Origin of the sequence: Lentibacillus kimchii (assembly GCF_042666895.1) — a bacterium.
Lineage (GTDB): Bacteria > Bacillota > Bacilli > Bacillales > Amphibacillaceae > Lentibacillus > Lentibacillus kimchii.
The window spans coordinates 65,472-84,436 of record NZ_JBHTGR010000006.1; the positions used below are offsets into that span (position 1 = coordinate 65,472).

Below are 18,965 nucleotides of genomic sequence, written 5' to 3' on the forward strand. Positions count from 1 at the left end.
TGCTCCGCGTCTATAAGTGGTGATTACTGCTCTACAACGTGAACTTTTATGGTCCCGACTACCTCTTTATGCAGTTTGACTGGCACATCCGTGTAGCCAAGGCTGCGAATTGGACTGTCGAGATCAATCTTGCGTTTATCAATTTTGTAGCCATAGACATTGTTCAGCGTGTCAGCGATGTGTTTGGAGGTAATTGAACCAAATAGGTGACCGCCTTCACCTGCTTTAGCCTTAACCTCAATGGACAGATTGGCCAGTTCCTGTTTCAAGAGCTCCGCTTCTTTTTTCTCCTCGTCCGCACGCTGCTGCTCTTTTTTCTTTTTCGCATCTAAGGCCTTCAGGTTGCCAGCTGTTGCCTCATCAGCCAGATTATTTTTTAGCAGATAATTCCGCGCATACCCGTCTGAAACATCTTTTACTTCGCCTTTTTTGCCTTTGCCTTTAATGTCTTGTTTGAATATAACCTTCATTTTATTCCCCTCCTGTAAAGTAATTTTCCAGTATATCTTTCAGCAGTGCATCGGTCTCATCTATGGTTGTATCTGCAAGCTGAGTGGCAGCATTTGTCAGATGACCACCCCCATTCATTTGTTCCATAACCACTTGAACGTTAACATCTCCAAGTGAACGGGCACTGACACCGATTCGTCCGTCACTCCGTTCAGTAATAACGAAAGACGCATTAATACCGCTCATCGTTAAGAGTGTATCAGCCGTCTGGGCAATAAGAACGCTGCCATAGGCTGCACCGGGTTCGCCTTTTGCAATGGCAATCGTATCATAATAGATTTCCGACCGTTCAATTAATCTGCTCCGCTGAATATAAACATCCAGATCCTCTTTCATCAACCGCTGCACGAGAACTGTATCAGCACCTTTAGATCGCAGATAGGACGCTGCATCGAAAGTCCGGGAGCCGGTTCTCAGTGTGAAACTTTTTGTATCAACGATAATACCCGCCAGCAATGCTGTTGCCTCGAGCATTTTCAGTTTTAATTTTTCAGGCTGGTATTCCAGTAATTCTGTCACAAGTTCCGCAGTTGAAGAAGCATAGGGTTCCATATAAACAAGTGTTGGATCCTCTACAAACTCCTCAGCCCGCCGGTGATGGTCAATGACCACTTTATAGTCTGCCATATCCAGCAGATCTTCATGTGCGACCATTGACGGCTTATGCGTATCAACGACAACCACCAGGCTTCGACTCGTAATTAGTGCCTCTGACTCATCCGGGTCAACAAAATGAGACCACAAATCCTCATCCTCTTTTAATTTATCAACCAGCCGATGAACACCAGTATCAACATCATCCGGATCAAATACAACATAGCCTTCCACGTTGCTGGCCTTGGCAATATTTAAAATTCCAATAGCTGCACCAAATGCATCCATGTCAGGTGCCTTGTGGCCCATGATAATCACATTATCACTGCCCTGCACCAAATCACGCAAAGCATGTGAAATCACTCGCGCTCTGACGCGTGTCCGTTTTTCCATTGGATTGGTGCGCCCGCCATAAAAACGCACCTTGCCAGCATCGTCTTTAATAACAACCTGGTCACCACCACGACCCAGCGCCAAATCAAGACTCGACTGCGCCGATTCACCCAAATCAGGTAATTGGTTGTCACCATCACCAATGCCAATACTTAAGGTGATTGTCAAATTTTGTTCGGCATTAAGCTCCCGAACCTCATCAAGAATAGAAAATTTAACCTTCTCCAGCTGCTCCAGTGTTTCCTTAGAGAAAACACCTAAAAATCGGTCCTGTGATATGCGCTTCAGGTAAATCCCATAATCGTTGGACCAGCTATTCAGAATGCCCGTCACTTTGGAATTTAACTGGCTCTTAAGTGTGTCATCCATACTCTGAGTTATTTCTTCATAGTTATCAAGAAAGATAATCCCGATCACCGTTTGCTCGTCATAGTAACGGCTCTCAAGCTTCGATTGGACTGTTCTGTCAAAAAAGTATAAAAGCCGTTCATCTTTTCGGATGATAACTTGAAAATGATACCCATCGATCTCAAGCCACAGTTCATTCGTATTTTCCTGAATTTTAGAGGCCAGATCATCTGCCAGTGCATTTAAAGAATGGCCCACCAGCGTATCATTGTCCATGAATTGATTCATATATGGATTGGCCCATTCTATATGATTACTCTCATTATACAGAAGAATCCCAAGCGGCATTTCCAGCAGAGCTTCCTCTCCAACACGCTTAACACGGTGTGAGAGTGTTGCAATATATTGTGCTGTTTCCTTCTGCCGTCTATATTCTGTTTGGATACTGTAATAAAGAACGGCCGCCAGCACGCATGTCAGTACCAGCCCAAACACCCATTGAAAGTACCAGATAAAGCCAAGAAGTATAACTGAAACAATATAAGTCGCCCATAAATGTCTGCTTAATCCTGATCTTTTTTGAACATCCTGCATATAATCAGCTCCTACTTGAACACCACTTACGTTTTATCATTGGAAATCCGGTCTTTTAAAGAAATGCCTATATCTAATATACCCAACAGACGAATAAGGAAAAGAAAGATAAACGGCAAAAATACGGTCACTATGATGCTAATAATCGGGAGAGCCTTTGACTTATGCTTCTCGTGAGCATAAAAGAAGATAAACGAAAACCCCTGCAACAGCATAAAAATGCCGGTGAGCATCAGCACATTATTAACAGCCGTAAAGACCATGCCGGACGTATCAAGATCAAAAAGCGACAGAATTAACGCAACAAGATAAATCCAGATCAGAGATACCGGTAGATTGAGTAACCGAAATGGCGGGAAACGCAACGCTTTAGAGTCCAAGCGGTCAATCACTTTGTAACTGACCCACTGACTGATCCATGCCAATACAAGTGACCCAATTGCTATCCAGGCCGGCAACAGATTCCGCAGCATCTCCAGCTGATCCGTTACCATATCCATTTGCTTTTCCGTCAAATCCACCAGACCGAATTCGTCCATCATATCCTGACTCGCGTTGATCGACTGCTGCATCATCTGATTAATTTCTGTAACCAGATTCGTCTGAAGAGCATATTGACTGAAAACAAAAAGCAACACCAGACCGAGCACAAAACCAATCGTCCCTCTGGACAGGGTCTCATAAGCAGAAAGATTCCGTCTGATGGCAATTCCGGCCATTATCCCGCCGATCCCCATCACTATTGCCAGTGCCAGACCAAAGACTGAAGTGAGTAAAACTGACAGAGCAGCTGCTGCAAAGAACATCACAATAGCCGGCTTCCAATCATAACGGGAAGCATAGACAGTAAATGGCACAGGCAGCAAAAAGACAGCAACGACTGAAATAACAGGGACAAGACCTGAAATCAGCATTAGAATCATGTACACAGCTGTCAGTATGACGCCATCTTTCAGTTGTCTCGATTGATCCATTAATTGCACCTCTTTAGTTAATAATGAGCTAGTGTATTGACTGCGTCAACGATATGTCAGCGTCAGTATAACAACTTATTGTTATATGGTAACATGATTTCAGCTTTAATTGGTATGTAATTCAGCATATCCAAAATGCCAGCTGCCAAATAAACATGCTATTTACTTTCCTTAAAATTTAGCATCTGCCAAAGAACAACACAAGTTTTCCTGGCCATTTCCAGACTTTTATTTATTACCCGGGAAATATTTACGGAAATTTGTCGATTGGCTGTCAATGATTCGTCATAGCCAACAAATGCCTTAACCGTTATTTTTTATTATAATAAGGCTATTGCAGAAATATTAAACTGGAGATGACAATGTGAAAAAAATATGGCAGACGTTTCTTAACAGTATCAAATTGCCAAAAAAACAAGCCATGCATAAGCTGAATCGAGTTGGGATGGATATAACCATCATCTATTTACTGCTTCTGCTGCTGATCGTCGCCATTCCATCGCTTGTTGATCAGTTGATGGCCAACAATTCTGCTGGTGCACAAATGAATACTGTTTTTCTCATGATTTATTTTTTCATTTTTAATTATTTGCCTTTAGCCATTATGGTTTTTATATTCATTTCACTAATATCCTATATTTTCACAGGCATCGCTAAATTATTACAGCGTCAAGTCCGTTTTCCTATGCTTTGGAAATTGACCGTTTATACAACGACACTGCCATTTTTATTTTATACCTTGCTGGCCTTCTTTGTTAATACCGACAATATAGTCACTGCTTTATTAATCATTTATATTCTTCTGCTCATGATAAAGCTGATAACCATCTATCCGAAGCGGCGAAAACGAAAATAATACCCTGATATCACTGTTCCCTAGCTGCTGACGCCGGGCTGCTTGTCAGCTGCAGAAACAAGAAAACCCGATTCACAAGTTTTCTGTTCAAGTGAATCGGGTTTCTGTTTAGTCTGCCACGTATGGCAATAATGCCATTTGCCGGGCACGTTTAATTGCTGTTGTTAATTTACGCTGGTATTTTGCAGACGTTCCCGTAACACGGCGCGGAAGAATCTTGCCGCGTTCCGAAATAAATTTCCGCAAAAGCTCAACGTCTTTATAGTCAATATGGGTAATACCATTTGCTTTAAAGTAACATACCTTACGACGTTTTGAACGACCACGACGAGCTGCCATTTAGCACCCTCCTTTTAAGTGAAAACAGACCAATGGAGGCATAAGCAATTGTATGCGCATCCTGATGTCTGAACTTTTTAGAACGGCAAGTCATCATCTGATATATCGATAGGCTCGCCATTATCTTTGAATGGATTATCACTCGTTTGTGATGGATTCATCTGGTTCTGATCATGATTCTGAGCTGGCTGTGATCCTTCTGACTGCTGTTCTCTGTTAGGTGCATTGCCTTTTGTCTCCAGGAACTGGACACTATCGGCGACAACTTCGGTAACAAAGATGGTTTTCCCGTCCCGATCATCATACGTGCGCGATTGAAGACGGCCATCTACACCAACCATGCTGCCCTTGCGCATATAATTGGCAAAGTTCTCAGCGGCACGGCGCCAAACAACACAGTTAATAAAGTCAGCGTCCCGGTTTCCCTGCTGATTGGTGAATGGTCGATTAGCAGCGACGGTAAAATTCGCCACAGCGACGCCATTGGGTGTATAGCGTAAATCAGGATCCTTCGTTAATCTGCCAACTAGTACGACACGATTTAACATCAGAACCACTCCCTATTGTTCATCATCTACTCGAATTGCCATGTGACGGATTATGTCATCCGAAAATTTCGCCTGGCGGTCAAATTCATTAACTGGATTTTCATCACCGCTAAATTTAATGACAACATAATAGCCATCACGATAGTCTTTGATTTCATAAGCAAGTCGCTGCTTGCCCATTTCATCAACTTTATCAATTTCCGCCCCATTATCCGTCAGCACGTTGTTGAAGCGCTCAATTAAGCTTGTTTGAGCTTCTTCCTCCATGTCCGGGCGGATGATATACATGATTTCGTATTGTCTCATCCGTTACACCTCCTTTTGGTCTGAGCGGCTCTTTTCCAAGAAAGAGCAAGGAGTAATCTTTTATTTATTACTCACATCACGGTATTATACCAAAATACATACTGAAAAACAAGCATTCGAGAGATCCTGATTTCTTTCTAACACCCTGTCATATCCGTCAGTTGCCTAAACATTAAAGCGAAAATGCATGACATCGCCGTCCTGCACAATGTATTCTTTGCCTTCAAGACGAACCCGGCCATTATTCCGGGCACCAGCCATAGATCCTGCTTCCATTAAATCCTCGTACGAAACCGTCTCAGCGCGGATAAAACCACGTTCAAAATCGGAATGAATAACACCTGCCGCTTGGGGTGCCTTTATCCCTTTAGGGAACGTCCAGGCACGCACTTCCGGTTCACCGGCTGTGAAGAAGGTACCAAGGCCAAGCAGCTGATAAGAGCGTTTAATGAGCTGATCAAGTCCGGATTCAGCAATTCCCAAATCATCGAGAAACATAGCTTTTTCCTCAGCGTCCAGTTCCGTAATTTCTTCCTCAATCTTAGCACAGACGACGATCACTTCAGCATTTTCTTTCGCTGCATATTCCTTAACCTTCTGAACGTCCTCATTCGCATCCGGGTTTTGCACATCTTCTTCACTCACATTAGCAGCATACAATGCAGGCTTTGATGTCAAGAGCTGCAGACCTTTGACCAATTTCCATTCATCATCAGAGAACGTCAGTGTTCGGACAGGCTCTTCAGCTTCCAATGCTTCTTTCAATCTCATAAGAACATTGTACTCAGCCACAGCCTCCTTGTCTTTCTGACGAGCCATTTTTTCGACGCGCTGCAACCGTTTATTAACCGTTTCCAAGTCAGCAAGCATCAGCTCCAGATTAATGGTCTCAATATCCTCCAGCGGATCGATTTTGCCTGATACGTGCGTGATATTATCATCACGAAAGCAGCGTACAACCTGGCAAGTCGCATCCACCTGGCGAATATGCGATAAAAATTGGTTCCCTAAGCCTTCACCTTGACTCGCGCCTTTAACAATTCCTGCTATATCAGTAAATTCAAAAGTTGTCGGAATCGTTTTTTTCGGGTTCACTAATTCACTCAATTGATTCAATCGTTCGTCGGGAACTTCCACAATACCTACATTCGGGTCGATTGTTGCAAATGGATAATTTGCTGCCTCGGCACCTGCTTGGGTAATGGCATTGAATAACGTTGATTTACCAACATTTGGAAGACCAACAATTCCTGCTGTCAATGACATGTCCACTTTCACTCCTTAAGGATTCCGTTCATATGAACGCATCGATCAAGTTCAATTATAGATAGAAGACAACTAAATGACAAGTCATCAAAAAGGAAAAATAAGCACGTAAATATGCTTATTTCCCCCGCCATTGGCCTAATTTCATTATTCTTGCTTCCCCAGATACAAAAAAATAGCCGTTTAGAAGACTAAAACGGCATTTTACACTAATTTTTAAGTTTCGGCATGTTCCACTACTTTTTTTAACTTTTTAGTGAATTGTTTGCGTGGGATCATAACACTGTGCTGACAACCCAAGCATTTGATCCGGATATCCATACCCATACGGACAATTTTCCAGCGATTTTCGCCGCATGGATGCGGCTTTTTCATTTGGACAACATCATTAATGCCGAATTCTTTATCCACCATATCAAATCCTCCTCACATGTCACGCTGCCGCTCGTCACTCGACGATGCCGGTTCCTCGTCACGCGTGTACATAACCAGACGCGGCGCTGGTATTTGAATACCTTGTTTATAAAGGACTTCTTTCACTTCTTTACGAATAATCCGTGCGCCTGCCCATTGATAGGATGGGAGTGTTTCTGCCTTCACTCGGATTGCGTAATGCGACGTTTCCAGAGATTGCACACCCATAATTTCTGGCAGATTAATAATCTCCTCATAAGAAGCAGGCAATGTCGCAGAAACATCCTCAATAATTTGTTCTGCAAGATCAGCATCATTCTCATAAGGTATATTAACGTCAACGATGGCAAGACCGTTATGAACTGAATAATTGGTCACCTGAGTCACATTGCCATTGGGGAGGACGTGCTGTTCACCAGTCCAGCTCATAATTTTAGTCGTACGGACACCGATTTCCTCCACATAACCTTCCACGCCGGATATATAAACATAATCACCAACTGAAAATTGGTCTTCAAATATAATAAAGAAACCAGAAATAATATCCCGCACCAGATTTTGAGCGCCAAAGCCAATCGCAACACCGGCAACACCAGCACCAGCTAGTAAACTTTTAATCGGTAAACCGAAAGCGCCATCCAAAATCATAATAAATGCCATAAAGTAGACGGTATATCTCAATACGTTCTGAATCAGTTTTTTAATCGTAACTTCACGCCGTTCTGTAATACGCAGAGATTGGCGTGCGCGCGACTCAAACAGCCGATTAATAACCCGGTTGCCTATCCGGATTATTAATATGGCCACGGCCAGTATGACAATGGCCTGAAGAATATTCTCAGCGGCTTCCATCCAAAACTTAGCACCGCTGATATAGTCCCATAGTTCCTGAAATTCCTGCAGAATAAAATTCACATGTAACCCTCCGGCAGTCAATCGATAAATCGATTCTACAACACCGAAAGGATTATGAAAAGCAAAGTACGTCATAGCTGCTCCTCAACTTTATGGCGCCAAAGCGGATATAACAACAATCGTGTTAAAACATACAAATTCAAAATCCCATATACCGGGTAAATATAATTGATTAATGTTGAAAAACCAAGCGTTGTCAAAGGAATCATAACGGCGATGCTGAGAGCGGCAAGCATCCACGTTGGTGCATTCCACATACTTTGAATCCTCGTCACCATTCCCAGTATCCCGGAAGCAGCCGTTGTAAAGATTGCAAACCATAACAGAATTGTCATAACGATCAATATTTTAAAAGAGTAATGGTTTAATATTGCAAACAGCGGAATTTCATAAAGAAGCAATTCATCAGCAATCTGAATTAAACTGCTGTTATAAATGAACGAAAGGATTCCTAAAATAAGACCACTTCCGATGGCAGCAATATAAATCTCCCGCTTTGATTTAACCTTATGACCGACGGCCCCCAGTACAGCAATTAACGGCAATATATTAAGTGCTGTAAAAGGAAATGCGGCTGTCCAATTGCGCTGTTCATTGATGTAAGCAAACGGGTTCAGCTCCTGATCCTTAATGAATAACAGTAAAACGAACAATAAACCGCCCAGCAGCAAGGGTAAAACAAGCTGATTCACAGTAAGCAATCCGCTGATATCCCTAAAAAACAAAATAATCAAAGTCACCGCCATAAACAGAACGCCCCACCAGAACGGAATATTAAAGGCCTGTCCAGTCGCACCACTTCCGGCAATCATAACAACAGTTGTCGCCGATAAATATAAAAATATCATAACGTCATACAGTTTACTCAATCGTTTTCCAACGATTATTTGAAGCACTGGCAAATAGTCATTTGATGCTTGATGATAGCTGACATTCATAATCACATAGCAGCTCACCGAGAAAAATACAGCGAATAGCAGAATAGCCAGTCCACTTTCATAACCAAAAAATTGCCATAACTCCTGTCCCGATGCATACCCAGCCCCAATAGTAGCACCGATGATTAAAAACATCCATTTCACGCCTGCATTCAACATGAATTCTCCCCCATTACGCTCATCAATGTATAGTTTTATCATTTTTTCCGTATACTAATATCAATATGTCTGTGGAGGATAAGCTATGAATCTCATGAATCGTTTCGTTTCTAAGAAGGAAAAACTGCAAATTCACCATACGGATTCACTGCTCGTGGACAAGATAACCGATCGCACAACTTCCTGGTTCCCATCCGTTCCCAGAGAATATGTTGTTATATGCATCGGTACAGACCGTTCTACGGGGGATGCACTGGGGCCATTGGCTGGTTCACATCTTGCTGACATGAAACTTAGGCACCTGCATCTGTATGGCACCTTAACAAACCCTGTCCATGCAACAAATATAGTGGATTATATACAGCACATTCATTATTGGCATAAAAATCCCTATATTATTGCTGTCGATGCCTCTCTTGGTAAACCAGCTTCTGTTGGGACGATTATGACGAGTATGGGGGCCGTGAGCCCAGGAGCAGCTTTAAATAAAAAACTTCCGTCCATTGGAGATATTCATATGACAGGCGTCGTCAATATCAGTGGCTTTATGGAACATGCAACATTGCAGAATACAAGACTTGCACTCGTTGTTCAGATGGCACAAAAAATAGCAGCCATATTGGAAACAATTGACCAGAAATTAACGTATACACGTTCAGTTCCGACTGTTCTGACACAACATAGCTTTAATTATCAACAAGACATTTACTGGCAATCAAACCAAAAGGCAGACAATCATCCATTATAAACGGAACGATGTCTGCCCTACTCTGTCTGTCACATATATGATAATTCGATTCAGATTTCTTTCCTTACAGGTATTTGTTTCACATGAAACATTTTCTATACCTATATCCCAGTTAAATCAGCACGCATTGTACAAGGCTCAACATATAATCAGCTGCACAAATGAAAAGTCGATGATTCGTCTCTAAAAAGTTTAGGCCGTAAAAAAGACTGACAGCCTAGTAACGCAGCAGTCAGTCCTATCTTAATATTGATGTTCATTGCAGTCAGAAGGCCTATAGCAACCAGCTTAAATGGCAGCTAACCATCTTATCTTAACTAGTGATCCAATGTTTCTAGAATACGCTCGAGATCATCATTAGAGTAAAATTCAATCTCTATTTTACCTTTGCGTTTTCCCTGATTAATTGAGACAGCTGTACCTAACCGGTCACGCAAAACAGATTCACGCTCTTGAAGAAATACATCTTTTTTGGGTTTAGTCTTTTTCTTTTTTGGCTGTTCGTCCATATTGACGATCAGATCCTCCACCTGACGGACATTCAATTTTTCCTTAAGTATTTTTCTGAAAAGGAACATGATCTGTTCTTCGTTTTGCAGGCCGAGCAAGGCACGCCCATGCCCCATCGACAGTTCACCATTGTTAATGGATGTCATCACTTCTTCTGGCAATGCCAGCAATCTAACTGTGTTAGCAATGTGGGACCGGCTTTTACCCAATCGTCTGGATAGATCATCCTGTGTCATGCCTGACTCATTCATTAAATTATGATAGGCATATGCTTCTTCTATTGCTGTTAAATCTTCGCGCTGCAAATTTTCCAGCAAGGCAACTTCCATCATCTTATTATCGGATAATTTTTTAACAATGGCAGGCATTGTTTCCAGTTCAGCCTTTTTCGCAGCACGGAAGCGGCGTTCACCGACAACAATTTCATAACCTTTAATACTTTCACGGACAATCAGTGGCTGGACAATTCCATATTCCAGTATCGAATCCTTTAATTCTTCAATCGCATCTGCACTGAAGGACTTACGCGGCTGATAGGGATTTGGCCGGCACTCGTTTACAGGTACTTGTTGCACAGCGTCTTCACTTGTTTCCTCCAGTTCAGAAGGAAAAAATGCATTAATTCCTTTACCCAACCCTCTCGCCATGACTGATCACTTCCTTTGCCAGTTCAAGATATACCTCAGCACCCTTGGATTTTGGATCGTACGTTATTATAGGTTCGCCATGACTCGGTGCCTCTCCCAGCCGTATATTCCGTGGTATAACCGACTGATAGACTTTATCCTGAAAATATTTTTTCACTTCTTCAATCACCTGAAGACCAAGATTTGTCCGTGCATCAAGCATTGTCAGCAGAACACCCTCAATCATAAGTGATTTGTTCAGGTGTTTTTGAACCAAGCGTATTGTATTTAGCAGCTGACTGAGTCCTTCCAGGGCATAATACTCACACTGAACAGGAATAAGAACCGTATCCGCCGATGTTAAAGCGTTAAGTGTCAACAATCCTAAAGAAGGCGGACAGTCAATAATAATATAGTCATATAACGGTTTAAGACTTTCCAGAGCTTTCTGCAGACGAATTTCGCGCGATATCGTTGATACTAATTCAATTTCCGCACCGGAAAGCTGAATAGTGGCAGGTATAATGTCTAAATTCTTAACTTGTGTCGCTACGCATACGTTCTCGGCAGGCAGATCTTCCACCAGAACATTGTAAATACACTGATCCATATCAGCTTTATTAATGCCTACGCCGCTAGTCGCGTTGCCCTGCGGATCAGTATCAACAACTAATACGCGATTATCCATGTGGGCGAGACTCGCACTCAAGTTTACGGCTGATGTTGTTTTCCCCACGCCACCTTTTTGATTGGCAATGGATATTATTTTTCCCATGCTGTCACCTACCTAACATCTCTCAATATCATTCTACCACTTTTTCCTTGTGAAGGGCTATTAAAATAAATAATTTACTAGATTTCTGATATGTAAAAACCACTCATCTTCACTATCTAAAAAGATGAATGGCCTTTCATCAGTCCATATCAGGCTGTCTGCCTCTTATTTCTTTTTCGGTATTTTAATCGTTATTTGATAAAAATCATCCATATCTTCTTCGTCTGTTTCAACATCTATGCCTGTATCGGAAACCATATCCAGTGACTGACGGATCGTATTCATAGCAATCCGAATATCCTTACTAACACCTTTGCGTTTAGGCTGTTTCTCGGCGGATTTGGGCTTCTCAACCGGCTGATTTTGTGCTTGAACGTATTCTTCTGTCTGTTTAACATTTAATTCTTTTTCTAAAACATGCTCAAGCACCTGAATCTGTCTATCGGGATCATCCACCTTGCTTAATGCTCGTGCATGCCGCTCCGTAATTTGTTTATCCATTATTGCTGTTTGCACTTGTTCCGGAAGCTTAAGCAATCGTATTTTATTGGCAATCGTTGACTGATTCTTTCCGAGACGCTGCGCTAGTGCTTCTTGGGTTAACGAATGCAGTTCCAATAAACTGTTATAAGCACTAGCCTCTTCAATAACTGTTAACTCTTCGCGCTGCAGGTTCTCAATCAGTGCAACCGACGCAATCTCTGTATCCGTCATACCGCGTATGATGGCTGGTATTGTCTCCCACCCCAGCTTCTCAGCAGCTCGCCACCGGCGTTCACCAGCTATTAGCTCATAACTGCCTTCTTCAATCTCACGAACGACAATTGGCTGAATCATACCATGTGTATGAATCGTTTGCGCAAGCTCCTGTAATCTTTCATCATTAAATACCGCTCTTGGCTGAAATCTATTAGGTACAATGTTATCAGTTGAAAGCTCAATTACTTCATCTGCCTGGTAGTTTTCCTCCATCGGTGTTGTTTCTTCATTTTTATCTCCCATCCCGAATATGCGGTTCAATGGACTTACCACCAGCAAACACCACCTTTAAACTCATGCTCTTTATGCAAAACCATCATATCCCCTTTTATGTGAACGACATGGTATGTTTCACGTGGAACATATCAAAATTGATTAACTAAACGATAAGTGCATCAATTTGTTATGGCCTCCTGATCATTGGCCTGTACCGGCAAACGTTAACTTTATTCTACCACAGATAGACATGAATGAGTATAAAATCGTCATAGAAAAATAATAAGCTGGCAGCTGAAAGTGATGCCTGGAACATCCTTTGTCCATTATCAGGCATCAAATCCAGTATTAATTAAGAGGTTCTTTATTGGGGATCCCTGGCTTTCGCGGATATTTTTTAGGTGTTTCTTTTTGTTTATGTATGGTAATAATAGAACGAATACTTTTCTCCTCCGGTAAATAAAATGTGTGGGGCGTATCCGCGATTCCACCCAGAGTCGTTATAGCCTGCCTTGCATCATTCAACTCGACAGTTCCCTGTGATCCTTTCATAGCGAGAAATTCACCATTCCGTTTAGTCAGAGGCAAGCACAATTCACTTAATACCTGCATTCGTGCAACAGCTCTGGAAATAACGCAATCAAATGACTCTCTAAATTGTTTCTGCCTTCCAAACGCTTCCGCCCGATCATGGTAAACAGCAACATTTTGCAAATTAAGCTGATCAACTAAATAATCCAAAAAATGAATGCGCTTTTTTAATGAGTCAACAATTGTCAATTTAAGCTCCGGAAAACATATTTTTAGAGGGATACCAGGGAATCCAGCCCCGGCACCCACATCACAAACTGACAAGCTTCCGGTAAAATCGTAATAAAACGCGACTGAAAGTGAATCATAGAAGTGTTTCAAGTAGACATCTTCTTCTGCTGTCAGTGTTGTTAAATTAATTTTTTCGTTCCATTCTACCAATATTTGAAAGTAATCAGCAAACTGCTTCTGCTGCGTTTTATTCAAATGAATTCCATAGTCATACAGAGCCTGGACAAATTGGTCAGGTTTCATGAATAAACTCCTTTAATGCTAATTAGCAGTGGCTGTACGAGCGATCTTGCCCTGCTCAATATAGACAAGCAGAATCGAAACATCAGACGGATTGACGCCGGCAATGCGTGATGCCTGCCCGACCGAAAGCGGACGGACTTTTTTGAGTTTATCTTTAGCTTCGTACGCGAGGCCGTCAATAGCGTCATAATCCAGATTATCCGGAATTTTTTTGTTTTCCATTTTAAGCATCCGCTCAACTTGCTCATTGGCTTTTTTAATATAGCCTTCATACTTAATTTGAATTTCTGTCTGCTGCTTAACAACGTCGGGCAGCAATTCATCTGATTCAATGACTTTCTCCAGCATAGCATAAGTGATTTCCGGCCGTTTTAGCATTTTATAAGCATTATCAGCCTCTTTAAGCGGGGAACTATTTGCTTCCTGGAGCATTTGCTGAACAGCTGGCTCCGGTTTAAGCGTGATTTTAGCCAAGCGTTCTTTTTCTTGTTCAACGAGGCGTTTTTTCTCGACAAATTGACTATACCGTTCCTCGCTGATCAGGCCGTAGTCATAACCAACTTTCGTAAGACGTAAATCGGCATTGTCGTGACGCAGAAGCAAACGATACTCAGCCCGCGATGTCAGCAGACGGTAAGGTTCTTTTGTCCCTTTTGTCACAAGATCATCAATGAGAACGCCAATATAGGCCTGTGAGCGGTCGAGAACAAGCGGGTCCCGGCCGGTAACCTTAGCGGCCGCATTAATACCAGCCATGATTCCTTGAGCAGCTGCTTCTTCATAGCCGGATGTGCCATTGATCTGTCCTGCTGTAAACAACCCAGGAACAGCTTTCAATTCAAGGGTTGGCCATAATTGTGTCGGCACAACAGCATCATACTCAATCGCATACCCCATCCGCATAATTTCGGCATTTTCTAATCCAGGAACCGTTTTGACCATCTCATGCTGCACTTCTTCCGGCAAAGATGTTGACAGACCCTGGACGTATACTTCTTCCGTATCTCTTCCTTCTGGCTCCAGGAAAATCTGATGGTGCGGCTTATCATGGAACCTGACAATTTTATCTTCAATTGAAGGACAATAACGTGGACCAGTTCCCCGTTTCATACCGGAGTACATAGATGACGACGTCAAGTTGTCGTTAATAACCTGATGGGTAAACTCATTGGTATACGTCAGCCAGCACGGAATCTGATCCGCTAAATAATCTGTTGTTTCATAGGAAAAGCTTTGCAGTCTTGGTTCACCTGGCTGCTCCTCCGTTTGTGAATAATCGACTGAATGGCTGTTGACTCTTGGAGGTGTGCCCGTTTTAAAACGTGTTAAATTAAGGCCCATGCTGTCCAGATTTTCAGCCAGTTTAATCGAGGCGCGCTGATTATTCGGGCCACTTTCATACTCGAGGTCCCCCATCAGCACTTTACCACGCATAAAGGTGCCTGTTGTGATAATGACCTGATCAGCATAATAAGCAGCTTTTGTCTCGGTGAGAACGCCGCGGCACTCACCGTTTTCCATAATCAGCTCATTGACCATGCCCTGTCTTAGAGTCAAATTTTCCTGATTTTCTAAGACATGCTTCATTTCTTTAATATATAACGGCTTATCTGCCTGTGCCCGCAAAGCCTGCACAGCAGGTCCTTTCCGTGTGTTCAGCATACGCATTTGGATGTGTGCTTTATCAATGACTTTACCCATCACACCGCCAAGTGCATCCACTTCACGAATGACAATTCCTTTTGCCGGACCGCCAAGTGACGGATTGCACGGCATAAAAGCAACCATATCCAGGTTCAGGGTCAGCATTAACGTTTTGGCACCCATCTTGGCTGCAGAGACACCTGCTTCAACTCCAGCATGACCGGCTCCAACGACAATGACATCATAATGCCCGGCGTCATAGACCATCTCTTTCACCCTTTCTGTTTGTTGTACTGATTCTTATATGCTGCCAGGCCTTTATTTACCCAGGCAGAACTGCGAAAACAGCTGATCAATCAGACTGTCACTGGCTGTATCACCAATAATTTCGCCGAGAAGTTCCCACGTACGTCTTACGTCAATTTGTGCAATATCAAGAGGCATCGCCAGCTCAAGGCTTTCCATAGCGTCTTCCAGTGCTTGCTTCGATTGTTTCAGCAATTGAATATGACGAGCATTCGAGACATAGGTCATATCACCTGTCTCAATGTCACCGGCGAAAAATATCGAAGCAATAGCTGAAACCAGTTCATCGATACCTTTCTCTTGAATCAACGAAGCCGTGATGACTGGTTTATCCTCTGCCAGCTGGTTAACCTCATCCATATCAAGCTTTTGCTCCAAATCAGTTTTGTTAATAATAACAATATAGTCCATTCCTTGGACAGCTTCAAACAATTGACGATCTTCATCAGTCAGTTCCTCATTATAATTAAGCACAAACAAGGTCAGATCTGACTCACTAAGCACTTGGCGTGAGCGGTCAACACCGATTTTTTCCACAATGTCCTCAGTTTCGCGAATGCCTGCTGTATCAACCAGTCTAAGCGGTACACCGCGTACATTGACATATTCCTCGATCATGTCGCGAGTCGTACCAGGCACCTCTGTAACAATCGCCTTGTTTTCCTGCACGAGCGTATTCATTAATAATGATTTACCAACATTCGGGCGGCCAATAATCGCTGTTGACAGCCCCTCTCGTAAAATTTTTCCCTGCCTGGAGACCTCCAGCAAGTGGTCAATCTCTTTATAGACTTCTTGCGTCTTCGTCTGCATCATATTATGAGACAATTCTTCGACATCGTCATATTCGGGATAATCAATTGTCACTTCCACTTGAGCAACAGTCTCCAAAAGATCCTGCCTGAGACGCCTGATTAATTCAGACAGATGACCATCCATCTGTTTCATAGCGACATCCATTGCTTTATCCGTCTTAGAACGGATTAAGTCCATAACAGCCTCTGCCTGAGACAGATCAATCCGGCCATTCAAAAAAGCCCGTTTAGTAAACTCACCTGGCTCCGCAATCCGCACATCTTGCTCAAGCACAATTTCCAGCACACGGTTAACTGCGACCATGCCACCGTGACAATTAATCTCCACGACATCTTCACGGGTAAACGTTTTAGGTCCCCGCATAACCGTAACCATGACTTCCTCCACCACATCATTGGTCTTTGGTTCAATAATTTTACCGTGGTGAATCGTATGTGACGCGACTTCAAGCAAGTTTTTCCCTTGAAATAGTCCGGATGTCACAGGAATGGCTTCCTCACCGCTTAAACGGACAATCGAAATCGCCCCTTCGCCAACGGGTGTCGAGATTGCTGTTATCGTGTCTGTTTCCATCATCTCACCCCCCATTCTGTCCGTCAGATTTTATCTATAACTAACACATTATTTATTCACTGACAATACCATAGAATATCATATATTAGCCAAAAAATAAACTTATCCACAGTGTTAATTCGGCCTGAAATTAAAGGGTGTTTATCCACATGTGGATAAACACCCTTTAATCATGGGCATGCTCTCTTTATAAATAGCAAAAAAGAGGACGGGACAAAAGAGGCTTTTATCAAACATGATTCATTCTAAGCTTGATAAGTCTCCCTATACCCCATCCTCGGCTTTAGCTTCGTTTAAGCTGGGTTGATCACAACACATCGATAGGGTTCAGCCCCATCTGAAGTCGTTGAAATGTGCGGGTCACTCTGTAAAGCATTATGGATAATTTTACGTTCAAAGGAAGGCATGGCATCAAGAGCCACTTGACTGTGCTGTCGCTTCACTTGATCTGCCGTTTTCTTAGCAAGACCAACAAGTGCATCATGCCGGCGGCCACGGTAACCTTCTGCATCTACCGTTACGTTGTAAGATGTCCCAGAATTCTTATTCACCACTTGGTCGACTAGATATTGAATAGCGTTGAGCGTCTGGCCACGCTTGCCGATTAACAGAGCAATTTTATCACCGGATAAATCAAATGTAACATGCTTGCCCGATACAGCAGTGGTTACGTCGACCGCTACATTCATCTTGTCCGTGATACTCTGCAGATAAATCTCTGCCGTTTTAATATGATTCTCTTCCATTGTTACTCTGACAACGGCCCGTTTGGAGCCAAACACACCCAGCCAGCCTTTTTTACCTTCATCAATAACCTCAATGTTAACATGGTCCCGCGTGGTGTTTAACTGCTCTAATGCTGATTGAACCGCCTCCGCAATCGTTTGCCCACTAGCAGTTATTTCCTTCACTTTTTACTTCCCCCATTTTCCTGCTTTTTCATCATGGGCTTACGAATGAAAAGTGTCTGAGCAACCATGAACACGTTACTCACGACCAGGTATAATGCAAGTGCTGACGGAAAGATAAACGCAATGACCATAATCATAATAGGCATGATGTACATCATAACTTTCATTTGCGGGTTTTGCGCAGCACCCTGATTGCCGCTCATCATCAATCTTTGCTGCAAGAACATGGCGGCACCTGCTATAAATGGCAAAATATGCAGCGGATCCGGTGAGCCCAGCTGAAACCAGAGAAATGAGCCTTCCTGAATCTCAGGTGTACGCCGAATTGCGTGATATAGCGCAATCAATACTGGCATTTGCACAATAATCGGCAAACACCCTGCAAGCGGATTAACATTATGCTCCTGGAATAGCTTCATTGTCTCTTCCTGTAATTTTTGCTGCGTATTTTTGTCCTTGGAAGAATATTTCTTTTGAATTTCCTGGAGCTTTGGCTGAACCTCCTGCATCGCCTGTGAGCTTTTCAATTGTTTAATGTTTAACGGTAAAACGATCAGACGGATAATGGCCGTGATAACAATAATAGCCGCCCCGTAATTTTCGTTAAATATGTTAGCTATATATTTGATAGCTTCAGATAAAGGGTAAACAAAATATGAATTCCAGATCCCCTCACTCTCTGAAGTGATAGGCTCATTAATCTGGGTACAACCGGAAAGAAGCGCGATCAGTCCAATTAAGGCCACGAGCAGCCAAATTTTTTTACGCAATTTATTTCCTCCTAACTGATTTAAAGCACGGGGAGTTGCCTGCACGCATAGAAGAGTGACAGTGTCATATAAAACCAGCCATCTTCAAGCTT

20 protein-coding genes are annotated in these 18,965 nt (G+C 42.7%); 2 read left to right on the forward strand and 18 right to left on the reverse strand.

Annotated elements, in window-relative coordinates; translation table 11 throughout:
• Positions 1 to 23: 23 nt before the first annotated feature.
• Genes rplI through ACFQU8_RS04520 form a run of 3 tightly spaced genes read right to left on the reverse strand, consistent with a single transcriptional unit; the run spans position 24 to position 3,413 of the window.
• Positions 24 to 470, reverse strand: coding sequence for a 50S ribosomal protein L9 (gene rplI / locus ACFQU8_RS04510; protein ID WP_382357990.1), 447 nt, complete (start codon positions 468 to 470; stop codon positions 24 to 26).
• A 1-nt stretch (position 471) separates the two neighbouring features.
• A complete protein-coding gene (locus ACFQU8_RS04515) occupies positions 472 to 2,439 on the reverse strand; it encodes a DHH family phosphoesterase (protein ID WP_382357991.1) in 1,968 nt (655 codons plus the stop codon).
• Positions 2,440 to 2,465: 26 nt separating this feature from the next.
• Positions 2,466 to 3,413 (reverse strand): YybS family protein, encoded by a 948-nt coding sequence (locus ACFQU8_RS04520; RefSeq protein ID WP_382357992.1) that lies wholly within the window; start codon positions 3,411 to 3,413, stop codon positions 2,466 to 2,468.
• Positions 3,414 to 3,777: 364 nt separating this feature from the next.
• Between ACFQU8_RS04520 and ACFQU8_RS04525 the strand changes: the two genes are divergently transcribed.
• Positions 3,778 to 4,269, forward strand: a complete 492-nt coding sequence (locus tag ACFQU8_RS04525; protein WP_382357993.1) for a YIP1 family protein — start codon at positions 3,778 to 3,780, stop codon at positions 4,267 to 4,269.
• 108 nt (positions 4,270 to 4,377) lie between these two features.
• On the opposite strand, the gene rpsR is transcribed toward ACFQU8_RS04525, so the two are convergent.
• The 7 genes from rpsR to ACFQU8_RS04560 all read right to left on the reverse strand — a co-directional run bounded on the left by rpsR (position 4,378) and on the right by ACFQU8_RS04560 (position 9,154).
• The gene (gene rpsR / locus ACFQU8_RS04530; protein WP_382357994.1) at positions 4,378 to 4,608 is read right to left on the reverse strand and encodes a 30S ribosomal protein S18; all 231 of its coding nucleotides are present in this window, start codon (positions 4,606 to 4,608) and stop codon (positions 4,378 to 4,380) included.
• A 77-nt stretch (positions 4,609 to 4,685) separates the two neighbouring features.
• Positions 4,686 to 5,156 carry a single-stranded DNA-binding protein gene (gene ssb, locus ACFQU8_RS04535; protein ID WP_382357995.1) on the reverse strand — a complete coding sequence of 157 codons (471 nt, stop codon included), beginning with the start codon at positions 5,154 to 5,156 and terminating at the stop codon, positions 4,686 to 4,688.
• 12 nt (positions 5,157 to 5,168) lie between these two features.
• Complete coding sequence (rpsF, locus tag ACFQU8_RS04540) at positions 5,169 to 5,462, reverse strand: 30S ribosomal protein S6 (protein WP_382357996.1); 294 nt, start codon at positions 5,460 to 5,462, stop codon at positions 5,169 to 5,171.
• Positions 5,463 to 5,627: 165 nt separating this feature from the next.
• Positions 5,628 to 6,728 (reverse strand): redox-regulated ATPase YchF, encoded by a 1,101-nt coding sequence (ychF, locus tag ACFQU8_RS04545; protein ID WP_382357998.1) that lies wholly within the window; start codon positions 6,726 to 6,728, stop codon positions 5,628 to 5,630.
• Between the two features lie 216 nt (positions 6,729 to 6,944).
• Positions 6,945 to 7,142, reverse strand: a complete 198-nt coding sequence (locus tag ACFQU8_RS04550) for a DUF951 domain-containing protein (protein WP_382357999.1) — start codon at positions 7,140 to 7,142, stop codon at positions 6,945 to 6,947.
• 12 nt (positions 7,143 to 7,154) lie between these two features.
• Positions 7,155 to 8,057 carry a mechanosensitive ion channel family protein gene (locus ACFQU8_RS04555; protein WP_382358001.1) on the reverse strand — a complete coding sequence of 301 codons (903 nt, stop codon included), beginning with the start codon at positions 8,055 to 8,057 and terminating at the stop codon, positions 7,155 to 7,157.
• 71 nt (positions 8,058 to 8,128) lie between these two features.
• A complete protein-coding gene (locus tag ACFQU8_RS04560; protein WP_382358002.1) occupies positions 8,129 to 9,154 on the reverse strand; it encodes a YkvI family membrane protein in 1,026 nt (341 codons plus the stop codon).
• An 85-nt stretch (positions 9,155 to 9,239) separates the two neighbouring features.
• Between ACFQU8_RS04560 and yyaC the strand changes: the two genes are divergently transcribed.
• The gene (gene yyaC, locus ACFQU8_RS04565; RefSeq protein WP_382358004.1) at positions 9,240 to 9,902 is read left to right on the forward strand and encodes a spore protease YyaC; all 663 of its coding nucleotides are present in this window, start codon (positions 9,240 to 9,242) and stop codon (positions 9,900 to 9,902) included.
• Positions 9,903 to 10,219: 317 nt separating this feature from the next.
• On the opposite strand, the gene ACFQU8_RS04570 is transcribed toward yyaC, so the two are convergent.
• The 8 genes from ACFQU8_RS04570 to spoIIIJ form a co-directional block, all read right to left on the reverse strand.
• The gene (locus ACFQU8_RS04570) at positions 10,220 to 11,059 is read right to left on the reverse strand and encodes a ParB/RepB/Spo0J family partition protein (RefSeq protein WP_382358006.1); all 840 of its coding nucleotides are present in this window, start codon (positions 11,057 to 11,059) and stop codon (positions 10,220 to 10,222) included.
• A complete protein-coding gene (locus tag ACFQU8_RS04575) occupies positions 11,040 to 11,813 on the reverse strand; it encodes a ParA family protein (RefSeq protein ID WP_382358008.1) in 774 nt (257 codons plus the stop codon). The genes ACFQU8_RS04570 and ACFQU8_RS04575 overlap by 20 nt, the downstream gene beginning before the upstream one ends.
• Before the next feature lie 165 nt (positions 11,814 to 11,978).
• On the reverse strand, positions 11,979 to 12,845 hold the full coding sequence (gene noc / locus ACFQU8_RS04580) for a nucleoid occlusion protein (RefSeq protein WP_382358010.1): 867 nt from the start codon (positions 12,843 to 12,845) through the stop codon (positions 11,979 to 11,981).
• Positions 12,846 to 13,136: 291 nt separating this feature from the next.
• Positions 13,137 to 13,853, reverse strand: coding sequence for a 16S rRNA (guanine(527)-N(7))-methyltransferase RsmG (gene rsmG / locus ACFQU8_RS04585; protein WP_382358012.1), 717 nt, complete (start codon positions 13,851 to 13,853; stop codon positions 13,137 to 13,139).
• Between the two features lie 18 nt (positions 13,854 to 13,871).
• A complete protein-coding gene (mnmG, locus tag ACFQU8_RS04590) occupies positions 13,872 to 15,764 on the reverse strand; it encodes a tRNA uridine-5-carboxymethylaminomethyl(34) synthesis enzyme MnmG (RefSeq protein ID WP_382358014.1) in 1,893 nt (630 codons plus the stop codon).
• 51 nt (positions 15,765 to 15,815) lie between these two features.
• A complete protein-coding gene (gene mnmE, locus ACFQU8_RS04595) occupies positions 15,816 to 17,192 on the reverse strand; it encodes a tRNA uridine-5-carboxymethylaminomethyl(34) synthesis GTPase MnmE (protein WP_382358016.1) in 1,377 nt (458 codons plus the stop codon).
• Positions 17,193 to 17,485: 293 nt separating this feature from the next.
• Positions 17,486 to 18,103 carry an RNA-binding cell elongation regulator Jag/EloR gene (jag, locus tag ACFQU8_RS04600; RefSeq protein WP_382358017.1) on the reverse strand — a complete coding sequence of 206 codons (618 nt, stop codon included), beginning with the start codon at positions 18,101 to 18,103 and terminating at the stop codon, positions 17,486 to 17,488.
• Positions 18,100 to 18,873, reverse strand: coding sequence for a YidC family membrane integrase SpoIIIJ (gene spoIIIJ / locus ACFQU8_RS04605; RefSeq protein WP_382358018.1), 774 nt, complete (start codon positions 18,871 to 18,873; stop codon positions 18,100 to 18,102). Before spoIIIJ ends, jag begins: the two co-directional genes overlap by 4 nt.
• Between the last annotated feature and the right edge of the window lie 92 nt (positions 18,874 to 18,965).